Below are 12,812 nucleotides of genomic sequence, written 5' to 3'. Positions count from 1 at the left end.
CCTGGTACTTCACCGTGCAGTACACCGTCCAGGCCGACGACGCTGATCCCCTGGAGAACACCGTAACCGCCACCGGCTACTACGAGGACACCCCGGTCACCGACACCGATGACCATGAGCTCGATATCAAACACAACCCAGTCCTGCTTGTCACCAAGACCGGTCCCAACTTCGCAAGCATCGGTGACACCATCACCTACACCATCACGGTACAGCATGATCCAGCCTCCGACGGCTTTAACATCTACAACGTGACGGTGAGCGATGTCTTCGGCATCACTCCGATCTATGTCGACGGAGATGACGGCGACGGTATCCTGGAACTCGGAGAAGTCTGGACCTACACCGTGGAATACACGATACAGGCTAGCGATCCCGATCCGTTAGTGAACACCGCAATAGCCACAGGCGAGGATGAGGACGGTGACGAGGTACAGGACGAGGACGATGAAGAGGTACTCATAGAGCACAACCCCATCATCGAGGTAAACAAGCAGGCTGACGTTACGTCTGCGAAGGTCGGCGACACTATATTCTATACCATAGTGGTTCAGCATGCTTCCGGGTCTGACGGCTCGGACATATCCAACGTGACGGTGAGCGATGTCTTCGGGATCACCCCCATTTATGTGGGCGGCGATGACGGCGATGGACTGTTGGAGGCTGGCGAGGTCTGGACCTACACTGTCGAGTACATAGTCCAGGCTGGCGATGCCAACCCCCTGACAAACATCGCTATCGTTACTGGTGAGGACAAGGACGGAGACGAGGTCACCGATGAGGATGAGGAGACGATCCCCATCGAGGAGGAGGTATGCCCCAGGCTCTGCGTTGACAAGACCGGGCCTGCTTACGCTTACGTTGGGGACACGATCACCTACACGTTCTACGTGTACAACACCGGTGACGTGCCCCTATCCGACGTGACCGTGACCGACTCCGTTACCGGAGTGGCGACCTACCAGTCCGGTGACGACAACGGTAACGGTCTGCTCGACGTAAACGAGGTGTGGGTGTTCACCGACACCTGGGTAGTGCAGGAGATCCCTGACCCGCTCCGGAACACCGCGATCGCCACTGGTTACTATGAGGACGTTCCAGTCACAGACGATGACGACCACTGCCTGGACGTAGTCAAGCGCATCGTCCTGCCTGCTGAGCAGCCGGGCATATGCCTGGACAAGGTCGGTCCGGCGTGCGCGTACGTCGGCGACACCATCACCTACACCTTCAAGGTGTACAACGTTGGCAACGTGCCTCTATCCTCGGTGACTGTGGTTGACTCCCTGACCGGGGAAGCGACATACAAGTCCGGGGACACGAACAACGACGGCATGCTAGACGTCGATGAGGTGTGGGTGTTCACTAGCAGCTGGGTCGTCGGGGATAGCCCAGACCCGCTGAGGAACAATGCCATCGCCACCGGATTCTTCGGTGACGTGGCGTACACCGCAGAGGACGACCACTGTGTCGACGTCTACCGGGTGGTGGACGAGAACACTGAGGACGTAGTGGACAACGCCGCCGATGTTGGCGGTCCCGACGATGACGCCGGTGCTTCGACCAACGATCCCCAGGACGCCACTACCAGGACGGAGACCGGCTCAGGAGGATCCTTCCCGTGGGTGCTTCTCATCGTCGGAATGATCGGTGCGGCAGTGACCCTCGCGGCAATGGCGATCTACCGCAGGAGGTCCTCTTAAACAGATCCGTGAGGTAAACCCAAAACCTCTTCCCTTTTTTATCTCAACCCTTCATCGACATCATGATGAGAATTTCATTAAGCATGGTGGTATCAGCTTCGGCAGTAGCTCATCGTTCTTTTTTCTTGCTCAGTTGGATCGTCTGGTATTGAGCCCCGGGGTACTACCCCGCCTTACTGGGCCTGTTGTCTAACGCCAGAGCGGTCCATGAGATGCCGGACGCCCGGCAGGGAGCTGATCTTGGACATAGCGCGGACCGTTCCCCGCTTGGCCTCGATCCTAAGCAGGGGGCGGTCCCTTGCTCCCAGACGATACTTGAACACCTCCGCGCCCGCGCCGAAATCGAAGTAGGTGAACCCGGCATGACGAGCCTCGTTCATCGCGTACAGCGCCACGAGGTTGCTGGGAGAGTATTCTTGATATCGTTCGCCTGTGCCTACACGGAAGGCGCGCATGATGTCCCCGTCCTCCAAGCACAGCATCTGCGCGGCCAGGGACCCGTCTATCCACGCCTCGTACACCATCCCGCGGCCCTCGAGCACCGTGGCCAGCATGACGTCCGTGAGGAAGCTTGACTGCCTCTCGTTGCTGTACGTGCCAGTGTCCTTCCCTTCTATCTTGGCAAGGTGCTTCAGCGCGTACATGGCCGTGGCCTCGTTGGCCTCGTCGGGAGTGTCCACGCACCGGTAGCGGATGCGGCTCTCCTCCTCCAGCATCGTCATGGACCTCACCATGATGCGCTTGGTGCGCGGCGATATGACGTCCATAAGGCTGCCGCAAGAGGGCAGCTCTGTCCCCGGGCAGGGGACGGTCGTGAGTTCCTCGGTCTCCCAGCGGCGGTAGATCCTTTGGAACAGCATTCGGGCCGAGGGGCAGTCCCGCATCCTGTTGAGATCCAGAACGTTCCAGTCCAGGCGCCCCATCTCTTGAACGATCTTATCCAAGATGTCCTCGCGGTCCTCGCTCACGAAGATACCCAGGTCGTACAGCTCCGCAATTCCCATGCCGTCGCCCACTAGGGACAGCCTCTTGACCTTGACGCCCATGCTGTGCTGTTCGGTCAGCGCCAGGGGTGCTAAGCCTACGAGCACGCCGTTCTCCTCCACCATGATGACGCGGGGCAGGGACTCCTTGTCAAAGTGCCTAAGCCACTCGATGGCCCAGTCGAAGGAGCAGAAGATGGACCCACCGCACTTCTTACGAAGCGCTTCCCACTCCGCCTGGTAGCTCTGGAGGTCGATCGTGTTGTCCAACGTCCGGACGGTCAGGTCCATGCACTCGATGCGTTCGGACCGCTCCGTCACCGTTCCTTCCACTAGGTCTTCCGATATGTTACCAGTCCTTCTTTCCTTTGACGTGTCCGTCCCTTGGACCTCCTCGTCCCTGCGGACCATGATGAGCTTCAGGCCATCCCCTCCCCCAGCTTCAGGTAGCTTTGGACGTAGCTGTCAGGAGAGTGCACTGACTCGTAGGCATTGAGCGCGCGGGCGGAGAGGTCCGCACGCTCCTGAGGATGGTCCTCCATGTGTTTCATGGCCATGCCGATCCCGTCGACATTGGTCTGGGCCACGATCCCGCAGCCACCCGCCACCAGCTCCGGGAGACCGCCGTTGGGTGAGACTATGAGGGGCGTGCCCACCGACAGGGCCTCTATTGCTGAAAGAGGAGAGTTCTCCTGGCAGGTGGACGGGGACACCAGGGCGATGGCCGTTCCCACCTCCGCGAGGACCTCGGACCGGGACAGGAAGCCCAGGCCGCGGACCTTTCCGCCGGTCCTTTGCTCATACTCCTTCAGCATCGGCATCAGGTTACCGTTGCCGAGCACGTGCAGCTCCGACCTGATCCCATACTTCTCATGGGCCCGAAGTACCAGGTCCAATCCCTTGTGCTTCTCCAGCACCCCCACGAACACGAAGTGCGGTGTCAGCTCCTCTTTGCGATATTCTTCCGGCCGGGGCCCGAAATTGGGCAGCACGGTGGAGTCCACGCCCACCCTTACCTTGAGGAACGTGGCCATGTACTTGGAGGGGGAGATGAAACGGTCTATCTGTCGGATGCGCTTGCGGAAGCCGCTGCCCCGCCACAACTGCGGAGGCCTGTAGGTGCGCAGCGAGCAGGAGGTGCACCGGTCCGTGTCGCAGCACGGTCCACCTAGATAGGCGAGGTCAGAGCGGGGGCAGACCAGCCAGTGATCGTGGGCGGTGTACATCTTGGGGGCATTGCCGATGGACAGGACCTGCTGGCCGAGGAGGGAGATGTTGTGGTGGTGTATCCAATCCGGCCTTACATCCCGCACCACTTTCTCCAGCTCCCGCTCCGCGGCACCGTTGGTTCCCAGGACGTAGGTCATGCGGGCAGATATGCCCCCTAAAGAGGTGCTCACCGGATGCGTGTGAACGTCGGAACTTACCGGATTCGGTCTCTTACCCTTGGCCTTGAGGGCGAAGGCGTCCAGGCTGTGGACCACATGGACCTCGTGCCCCCTCCTCACCAGCTCCTCGGCGAGGTAGCGGACGTGAACCGCGTCCCCGCCCAGGTGGTAAGGGGGATAGAACGTCGATGCCATAACGATCCTTCGGGACTCCATGTCGCTCACCTAATGCGCGTCCTTCATGCCGTGGAACAGGTAGTTGTTGGTGATCTTCAACGCGTAGCGGAACGCCAGGTACAGGTCCGATGGCTCCTTGAGCACATGCTTGATGTTCGAGCCCCACCACTGCGGGGAGGAGTACAGCGTCTTGTACGCCATCTCCCGCGCCTTGTCCAGATCGGCCGGGGTCATCTTATCCGTTCCCACCACGGAGGCGTGCTGGTACAGCTGGCGGAAGTCCGGCTCCTCCAGTCCTGGCAGGCCGTAGATCTGCTCGTGCAGCCTCGTGCCCGGGTAGGGCACGGCGACATTGAACTGCGCCGACGTCGGTAATGTCTCACGCACGAACTGCAGCGTCTCGTTGACACTGTCCCAGTCCTCGCCCGGCAGGCCGAAGATGAAGGAGCACAGGACCTTGATGTTCTCGGCCTTGGCGTTGAGGACGGCATCACGGCACTGCTGTACGCTGATGTGCTTCTCCACCGAGTCCAGTATGCGCTGGCTTCCGGACTCGATGCCGAAGGACATGCCCCGGCAGCCGGCAGAGCGCATGAGGGCGAGCAGCTCGCCATCCACGAGGTGCGTGCGGGTGTTGCAGTACCACTTGATCCGAAGGTCCTCCTCCTTGAGAGCGTTGCAGATGTCCACCACCCGCTGGCGGTTGAACGTGAAAGTCTCGTCGAAGAAGGAGGCGGTCCTCAAGCCGTAATGCTCCTTTAGATAGCGCAGCTCCTCGATGATGTGAGGCGCGGTGCGCATCTTCCATGGAGTGCCGGCCACGGTGCAGAAGGAGCACTTGAAGGGGCAGCCCTTGCTCGTGTACAGGATGGTGAACGGCCGGCCGGCGGGAGCGGTGACGTAGTATGGCTTCAGGTCGGGCAGCAGGTCATACGCAGGCAGGGGCATGGAGTCATAGTCCTTGAGGGGCGTGGCCGCCGGATTGTTGACGATCTCCCCGTTCTTTCGGAAGGAGATGCCGTTGACCTGCTCGAGAGGCGTTCCCTTGCTGAGCGCGTCCACCACTGCCGGTGCGACGACCTCGTAGTCCTGGCGGACGTAGATGTCCTGTGCTGGCGCTTCCGTGAGCACTTGCTTGGGCATGGTGTGGAGGGTCCAGCATATGCCCACCGTGGGCACGTCCTTATCCACTTCCTTCACTGTGGACGCGGCCTTCTGGTCCCAATCGAACGTTGTGGGCGTGAAGCGGTACACGGCCGCGTCTGGTCGGTACACCTTCACCTTGGCCTGCAGGGCGTCATAGCCCAGGTCCCGCCCGTTGAGGTCGATGAGGTCGACCTGGTGGCCTCCGTTGCGCAGCAGCGCGCCGGTCTGAAGCAGGGAGTACGGTTCCAGGACCGAATAGCGTTCCGTGACCTCGCAGCGCTCCTCTCGGATAACCGACACCCCTTGGTGCCGGGGCGGGTTGATGAGAAGGACCTTCAAGTCCACGCCTCCACGGTCCTCTTGTACACATCGGCGGTACGGCGAGCCATGACCGCCGCGCTGAACTCCTCCAGCACCCGGGTGCGGGCGTCGGTGGACATCTTTCTGGCCAGGTCCCTGTCAGCGAGTACCGTCTCGATGCTGCGCGCCAGGGCGGCCGCGTCCTTGGGCGGCACGAGAATGCCAGTGGTTCCGTCCACGATCATCTCCGGGACCCCTCCCACCTTGCTGGCGACGACCGGCGTTCCTGACGCCATAGCCTCTAACAAGGTCATGGGGAAGCTCTCCGAGTACGAAGGAAGCATGAACAGGGAAGCGAGGGGATAGAGATAAGGCATCTCCCGATAGCTCACTGGTCCGATAAAGCGGCACTCGTCCTTGGACAGCCCGGCCTTGGCGGCCATGGCCTTCCACTGCTCGGCGTTACCGTTTCCGGCGAACACGAACGTCGGCGATACGGAGGGGTCTACCAGCGAAGCGGCCTCTATCGCCGTGGCGATACCCTTTAGGGCGATCATGCGACCCGAGAACAGTACGATGTCCTCCGCCCCCTCCAGGTCGGGGAAGTGGGCGAGGCATTCATCACGGTCCCGCGGTGAGAACAGATCGGTGTCGATACCGTTGTGTATGACCTCTGACGCGCACGTCGCCCCTATGCGGTCCTGGCACCAGTCCCTTATGAAGTCGGACACGTAGATCAGGGAGGAAGATCTCTTCATGTAGACCTTCTCCAGGGTGGTCAGCAGCGGGAGGAGCAGGAGCGTCATCTTCTCGGACATCTCCAGTTTGTTCGCCGGCAGGCCCGAGGACCGCGTGCCCATGCGCTGGGATCCGATGGTGCTGTGCACCGTAGTGACGGATGGCACCTTCTCCCCCAGGACCTTGAACATGATGTCCGCCATCTGCGCGTGGTTCCCGTGCATGATGTCGAACTCATGCTCCTTCTGGAGCTTGTCGAATGACCGCCACAGGGCCACCTGGAACTGGTTGTTGTACATGAAGGTGTCCTCAGCGGTGCCAAGGACGTGCAGGGTGATGTTCTCCACCTGGGGAGCACCCCCTTCCTTTCCCAGGCATATGACATGCACCTCATGCTCCGGCGACAGGTGGTCGGCGAGCTGTTTCATGTAGCTTCCGACCCCGCCCCAGCTGAGGAACTCTGGGCTTACCATGGCCACGCGCATTGGCTCCCTCTAGATGTGGCGCATGGGGATCAGGAGAGAGAACCGCTCTGCCCTATCGGTCTTCTTGGCCATCTTGATGTCGAACTCCCCGGCAGCGCTCCAGAAGCGCCTCTCGAACAGCTTGGTCACGATGGTCACACCGGCCTTCAAGGGCACCAGCTTGGTCTCACCGGCCCGGGGCAGGTAGTGTATGGGGATCTCTCTTACGTTCAGACCCTTCTTCACGGACTCGGCGAAGAGCTCTGCCTCCAGCTCGAAGTGCTTGGAGCTGAGCTCCAAGGTCCTGAGGGCCTGGCCGTTGAATCCCCACATTCCAGTGCACAGGTCTGTGCACCGCTGCTGGTAAAGGAGCGTCGCTATGTCGCTCAGGAGGATGTTCCCGAAGTGGTTCAAGGGGGTCATTGCTCCATCAGCTATGCTGCCCAGGAAGCGGGACCCCATCACCACGTCTGCACCCTCCTCAAGGGTGGAGACCACGTCCAGTATGTACCTCGGAGGGTACGTACCGTCAGCATCCAGCATGATCAGGTACTTGGCGTCGAGCATGGACGCCAGATCGGAGAACTTAGCGCAGAGGCCACCTGTGAGGGCTAGCACCTTGGGTACCACCTCACGGGGATCGCATAGTGCAATGGCCTGCCTGACGCCTATGCCCTTGCCGCGACCCTTTTGAACTAGGATGTAGGCCCCTTTCTCACGTGCGATGGCCAGCGTCCTATCGGTGGATTGGCCATCGACGACAACAACGCGAACATCGAACCCCCGCCGCATAAGTTCCTTGCGTGGGATATCATCGATAACCTTCCCGATGCTGCGTTCCTCGTTCAACGCGGGTATCATGACGACTATCTTGTTCGCCATCACAACCACATTCCCTGGGATACCCCAATCCGAGTATTAATAGCATCCGAAAGTTTCTCGAAACCAACACTGGCCATACTTTTTCGTCCCCCCTCAATTATAGATCTAAACTACCGATGGTGTCCTTTCACCTAGAAAATTTATTTAGACTCACAGATATATAAAGGTTTCTCGGAGCCTAGCCAGATTTTCATTTTACTACTATCGAAATGGATTTCGAATGTTGTTTTTTGACCAATGTCTTTATAAAAAAGACCGATGAAAATAGCACGCTAACCGCGAACGCGGCCAGCAACAGGGAGCGGAAAAGGTCCAAACCTGGACCCTGGGAAACGATGAGGAAGTACACTGCCTGAAGCCCGGCCATGGCGATGACCAGGGCCGAGGTGACGATAAGGGCTCCACGTTCCCGAACATCGTAATCGTCGATGTTACGGAGGGCCTCCAGGGGACGAAGGGCTGTAACGGCAATGGCGGCAACGCCGAAGAGCACGACCTCGGTGCGAATATCGAACGCACTGTTGAAGGCATGGACCTGGAGCCACGTATCGTCCCAGGGATAGAACGGGGTCACCGTCCCTATGTAGGTGTCCGCTAAGAGATGGGAAGCGGCCGCGGTGATCGCCAGGAGTATGAGGGCGAGGCGTGGCCGGAACGCTATGATCAGAGGTAGTAAGAACATAAGGAGCATCGCTCCCAGCCCCAGGAAGGAGTGGGAGAAGCCCCGGAGGTCCCCCAGGTGGATGTAGTCAGGCAGCAGTGCGAACACTCCCAGGAAGGACAGCGCCAATGCCCTCTCCCGCTTCATGTACACGATGAACGGAAGGCACAACAGCAGGGAGAAGGCCAGGTGTCCGGGGAACCACATGTTAGCACCTACAGATGCCCGCCTTGGGGGCCGTGGAGGACAATGTACAGCGGGACGATTTCAACCTTTGCCCCTCCTGTGCTGGAACGGAGCAGTGGCATGGCCATAGGTAAGTATATATGGCCAGTCAATTTTCCAATTCGCGATGCCTCGGAGGGAAGTCGTGAGCAGGTCGGAGTACGACATTCGCCCTTCGTTCCTGTACGCACTGAGCCTTGCAGGTATGGCCATCTGCATCGTGTCCTCTTTCGGTTTCGAGGTCCAGTACGTTCCCCTGGGCACCCCCTTCGGGCTCTTCGGCCTGCTCCCGATGGGTTACTGGATCGGCATCCTCTTCTTGGTCATATCCCTTGCTATCGGCCTGCGCACGGGCGATGAGACGGTGTTCTTCGTCCAGTCCCTGCTGCTGTTCCTGGCCTTGTGGTGTGCACCCGCCATGTTCGAGAAGTACCCCACGGTGTGGGACTCCTACGTGCACTACGATGCCTCGCTGGCCATCGTCCGGGAGGGCCTCGTGCCTAACACGGCGGCGTACAATTACGCGTTCAACTATCCCGGGTTCTTCGTCCTGGGCGCTTCCTTCGCACTTCTGGGGGATCCCCCTGCGCTGCTGTTCCTGAGGCTCTACCCCATCTTCGCCGCGACCCTGACGGTGGCGGCCATCTACCTCTTCGCCAGGACCTACGTGCCCCGAATGGACCACCGCCTGGCGTTCCTGCTCGCGGCCTTCGCCAACGTGTGGCTGCAGTTCAACTACTCACCGCAGTCCCTGGGCCTGGTGGCCGGACTGTTGATATTTGTCTGTCTGGAGAGAGAGGGCAGGGAGTGGCTGTACGCTGCCCTCATCCTTTTTGCCTTCATCGTGGTCTCCCATCCCACCACCCTCATCTTTGTTCTGGGGGCCATCGCCATAAAGGAGGTGTTCAACCGCTTCCTGTACTTCACCGTGGGACTCCGCAGGCCTACGCGCTGGGAGCGTCCGTGGCCGGTGGGGGTGTTCATCCTCATATGGCTGGGGTGGTTCTTCACCGGGGCCTCCTCCTTCTCCTTCAACCTCGTTCAGTTCATATCCAACCGCCTGTTCATGCTGGGGCAGGTACAGGAGAGCGTGTCCGAGCAATGGGCCATGAGGGGTACTTCGGAGAACATACTGGGGCAGTTGTACCCGCAGCTGAGGACGGGGATGTTGGGTATATTCCTAGCGCTCACCCTCCTGGCGCTGCTGATCTATCTGCTGTCCAAGAACAGGCGCCACGTGAACTTCCCCCGGAACATACTGGCCCTGTTCCTCCTGCCGCTGGCCATAATCCCCTTGGACATGGCCTTCTTCAATGGGCAGCTGTACGACCGTGGCATTCTCTACCTCGCCCTGGTGGCGCCCATTATCTTCGTGCCCATACTCATCACCAACCGCAAGAAGGTCTTCCGCGTAGGTCTCAGTGTCGCCATCTCCCTGGTAGTGGTGGCGGCGGCCTCCACCATCTTCTACCAGGAGGCCTTGTACATCAACAACGACCGAGCGGTGGAGGTGGCCGACTTCCTGGCCGGGAACGCTCCCCACACCATCGTGGGAGGTGGATTCTACCCCGTCGATGTCTGGGACGATGCCGGGGAGCAGTTCGACCGCATAAAGATCAGCGCGCTGTACAATATGTCCATAGGGAACATAGCCAGGTTCTACGGCGGAGGGACGATAGTGTTCGATGATACCACGGAGATGTGGTACAGGCAGTGGGGCACCATCGGGATGTACGATTTCTATCGCGATCAGGCGCCGTACAACTACAGGGTCTATGACAACGGGGGAGCTTGGGTCATGTATATCAGAGGTACTTAGTCATGAGGATAGGACTGGTCAATCTCATCACCAAGACGGCCGACGTCCAGGCCGATGCCAGCGTCATGCGTACCGCAGGCCTCCGGCCGGGCACGGACCAGGACCTCAACGTAGTGGAGACCGGGCGGCGCCTCGTACGTAGAGGCAATGAGGTCACCATCTTCGTCGCCGATGCTTACCGGCCTCAAAGCACGGGAGACCTGGGAGGGGTGAAGATGGACTACATACCCACACGGCTACCGTGGATGTTCCCCCCTTCCCTGGCCCCCTTAACCCCTAGCCTGAGGGAGGAGATACATAGGGAGCACTTCGACGTGGTGCAGTCGGGGGAGGTGTTCCAGCCGGGTACGTACCTCACCTGGGCGGCTACCCGCGACGGGGGGCCGGACATGTTCATCTGGCAGGAGCTGGACATCTACATGCAGGGCCCCATGGGTTGGCTCCAGAAGCAGTACTACCGGACGCTGGGTAAGGCGGTCACCCGGGGCTGCCGGGCTGTCATACCCCGCTCCCGCTCCGCGGCCCGGCACCTCCTAGAGGCTGGAGTGCCCGAGGAGAGGATCGCTCCGGTGGTCCACTCCGGCGTGGACACCGATGTCTACCGCCCCCTGAACAAGGAGGACTCCCGAGCACGGTTCAACGTGGAGGAGGGACAGAACGTCCTCCTGTCCATCGGCCGGATGCACGAGAACAAGGGGATGGACCTGATGGTCAAAGCAATGTCCTTCCTCCGCGTAGGGGACCCCGACTGCCTTCTGATCCTGAAGGGAACGGGGCCCCAGGAACCTGCGTTGCGGGAGATGGTGAGGAGCAGCGGCCTGGAGGACCACGTGAGGATCATGACCGACCGCCTGGAGCAGGCGGACATGGCCGCGTTGTACAACGCCGCCGACATGCTGCTGGTGGCCTCGCGAACCGACCTCTTCCCGTTCACGGCCATAGAGTCCATATCCTGCGGGGTCCCCATCGCCACCTCCTTTGCCCGGGGGCTCAAGAGCGACATCGTGGACGAGGGGGCGGGGGCCATGCTGCCACCGGGGCCGGAGGAGATGGCGGGGGAGTTGCGCTCCCTCCTCGAGGACCCCGTGGGCCTGGACCGTATGGGGGCACGGGCCCGCGAGGTCGCCCTCCGCGACTTCAGCTTCGACGTGGGGGCGGAGCGGTTGCTGGACATCTATACCCGGAGGGACGGATGAAGATCGCGTTCGTGCCCAGGGTGGCGGTGGACCCCACGAACTCGGAGAGGACCCCCAAGCTGCTCTACCTCCTTTCGCAGTGGTTCGAGGTGGTGCCCATACCCACGGGCGCCCTGGACACGATGACCTTCGACCAGTCGAGGAACCGCTTCTTCCGCTACGTGACCTTCTTGCTCAATGAGATCTCCATCACGTGGGGCACTTTGAGGAGAGGGAGGAAGGAGAAGGTGTCGGCGGTCTTCGCCGAAGGTACCTATTACTCTCTCGCCGGGGGGATGGCCGCCCGCATGCTGGGAGTGCCCATGATATGGGACAACCACGGCAACATCAAGGACTTCTCCGCCACCCTCGGCAAGTCCGATCTCTTCCTGCAGGGAAACCTTCTTCTGGAAAAGGTCCTTGCGAGGCTGGCCACGAAAATATTGGTGGTATCGCAGAAGGAGGTCGAGGCCTACCGCTCCCTGGGCTTCGACATCTCCAAGTTCGAGGTGGTCCCGACGTGTGCCGACATGACCCTGGTGCGCTCCCTGACGCGGACAAGGGAGGGGGCGAGGAAGGAGCTGAAGGTCAGTGAGGGCACGAAGGTGGTGCTGTTCTTCGGGACGCTCAAATATATGCCCAACCTCGATGCCGCGCAGTACCTTGCCAAGGAACTCTACCCCCGCGTGGCCGCGGAGGTCCCGGGGACCGAGCTGTTCATTGCCGGTTCGGGGTCGTTGGGGGAGGACGCGCCGCCGGGGGTCAGGATGCTGGGCTTTGTTCCGGACCTGTACCTGTGGCTGTCCGCGGCGGACGTGTGCGTGGCCCCCATGTGGAAGGGCGTGGGCATCCTCACCAAGGTCATTGACATGCTCTCGGTGGGGAGGGCCACGGTGGTGAGCCCCCTGGCCCTGGAGGGCATACCGGAACTGGAGCACGGTGTCAACTGCATGATGGGCAAGGACCGGGACGAATTCACTTCGCAGGTCATCAGCCTGCTGCGGGACCCCCCGGGAGCGAACGCCCTGGGATCACGGGGACGGGAGCTGGTGTCGGAAAGGTACTCCTGGGAGATCGTAGGCCCAAGGCTCCGGGGCTTAATATTAGCGTTAACGGAGGACCGATAAGTTAATGAATGTTAAGTTGCAAAG

The 12,812-nt window shown here is 60.5% G+C and carries 10 protein-coding genes; 4 read left to right on the top strand and 6 right to left on the bottom strand.

The window, feature by feature from the left end; all coding sequences use genetic code 11:
- The coding region (locus GXX95_03595) for a hypothetical protein (GenBank protein NLT37229.1) at window positions 1–1,703 on the top strand (1,703 nt) is incomplete at its 5' end.
- Window positions 1,704–1,876: 173 nt separating this feature from the next.
- Here the strand turns inward: GXX95_03595 and GXX95_03590 are convergent.
- The 6 genes from GXX95_03590 to GXX95_03565 form a co-directional block, all read right to left on the bottom strand.
- Window positions 1,877–3,097: a GNAT family N-acetyltransferase gene (locus GXX95_03590; protein ID NLT37228.1), complete on the bottom strand. Its 1,221-nt coding sequence runs from the start codon at window positions 3,095–3,097 to the stop codon at window positions 1,877–1,879.
- An 8-nt stretch (window positions 3,098–3,105) separates the two neighbouring features.
- Window positions 3,106–4,299 carry a glycosyltransferase family 4 protein gene (locus GXX95_03585; protein ID NLT37227.1) on the bottom strand — a complete coding sequence of 398 codons (1,194 nt, stop codon included), beginning with the start codon at window positions 4,297–4,299 and terminating at the stop codon, window positions 3,106–3,108.
- Entirely contained in the window at window positions 4,300–5,736 is a 1,437-nt protein-coding gene (locus GXX95_03580; protein NLT37226.1) for a radical SAM protein, read from the bottom strand.
- Window positions 5,733–6,914, bottom strand: a complete 1,182-nt coding sequence (locus GXX95_03575) for a glycosyltransferase family 4 protein (protein ID NLT37225.1) — start codon at window positions 6,912–6,914, stop codon at window positions 5,733–5,735. Before GXX95_03575 ends, GXX95_03580 begins: the two co-directional genes overlap by 4 nt.
- Before the next feature lie 15 nt (window positions 6,915–6,929).
- Window positions 6,930–7,781 carry a glycosyltransferase gene (locus GXX95_03570; GenBank protein ID NLT37224.1) on the bottom strand — a complete coding sequence of 284 codons (852 nt, stop codon included), beginning with the start codon at window positions 7,779–7,781 and terminating at the stop codon, window positions 6,930–6,932.
- Window positions 7,782–7,971: 190 nt separating this feature from the next.
- Window positions 7,972–8,649, bottom strand: coding sequence for a hypothetical protein (locus GXX95_03565; protein ID NLT37223.1), 678 nt, complete (start codon window positions 8,647–8,649; stop codon window positions 7,972–7,974).
- A 163-nt stretch (window positions 8,650–8,812) separates the two neighbouring features.
- On the opposite strand from GXX95_03565, the gene GXX95_03560 reads away from it, so the two are divergent.
- The 3 genes from GXX95_03560 to GXX95_03550 are packed head-to-tail and all read left to right on the top strand — an operon-like array spanning window position 8,813 to window position 12,788.
- Window positions 8,813–10,486 carry a glycosyltransferase family 39 protein gene (locus GXX95_03560; GenBank protein NLT37222.1) on the top strand — a complete coding sequence of 558 codons (1,674 nt, stop codon included), beginning with the start codon at window positions 8,813–8,815 and terminating at the stop codon, window positions 10,484–10,486.
- Between the two features lie 2 nt (window positions 10,487–10,488).
- On the top strand, window positions 10,489–11,682 hold the full coding sequence (locus GXX95_03555; GenBank protein ID NLT37221.1) for a glycosyltransferase family 4 protein: 1,194 nt from the start codon (window positions 10,489–10,491) through the stop codon (window positions 11,680–11,682).
- Window positions 11,679–12,788, top strand: coding sequence for a glycosyltransferase (locus GXX95_03550; GenBank protein NLT37220.1), 1,110 nt, complete (start codon window positions 11,679–11,681; stop codon window positions 12,786–12,788). Before GXX95_03555 ends, GXX95_03550 begins: the two co-directional genes overlap by 4 nt.
- The last annotated feature ends 24 nt before the right edge of the window (window positions 12,789–12,812 follow it).

Source organism: Methanomassiliicoccus sp. (genome assembly GCA_012719175.1).
Taxonomy (GTDB): domain Archaea; phylum Thermoplasmatota; class Thermoplasmata; order Methanomassiliicoccales; family Methanomassiliicoccaceae; genus UBA6.
Note: the sequence above shows the minus strand (reverse complement) of the source record. Positions and strands in the feature narration are given on the sequence as shown.

What these genes read in the sequence shown, in the direction of transcription:
- GXX95_03570 (NLT37224.1), bottom strand. Translation starts at nt 7,781, where the DNA reads ATGGCGAACAAGATAGTCGTCATGATACCCGCGTTGAACGAGGAACGC.
- GXX95_03565 (NLT37223.1), bottom strand. Translation starts at nt 8,649, where the DNA reads ATGTGGTTCCCCGGACACCTGGCCTTCTCCCTGCTGTTGTGCCTTCCG.
- GXX95_03550 (NLT37220.1), top strand. Translation starts at nt 11,679, where the DNA reads ATGAAGATCGCGTTCGTGCCCAGGGTGGCGGTGGACCCCACGAACTCG.
- GXX95_03555 (NLT37221.1), top strand. Translation starts at nt 10,489, where the DNA reads ATGAGGATAGGACTGGTCAATCTCATCACCAAGACGGCCGACGTCCAG.
- GXX95_03590 (NLT37228.1), bottom strand. Translation starts at nt 3,097, where the DNA reads ATGGTCCGCAGGGACGAGGAGGTCCAAGGGACGGACACGTCAAAGGAA.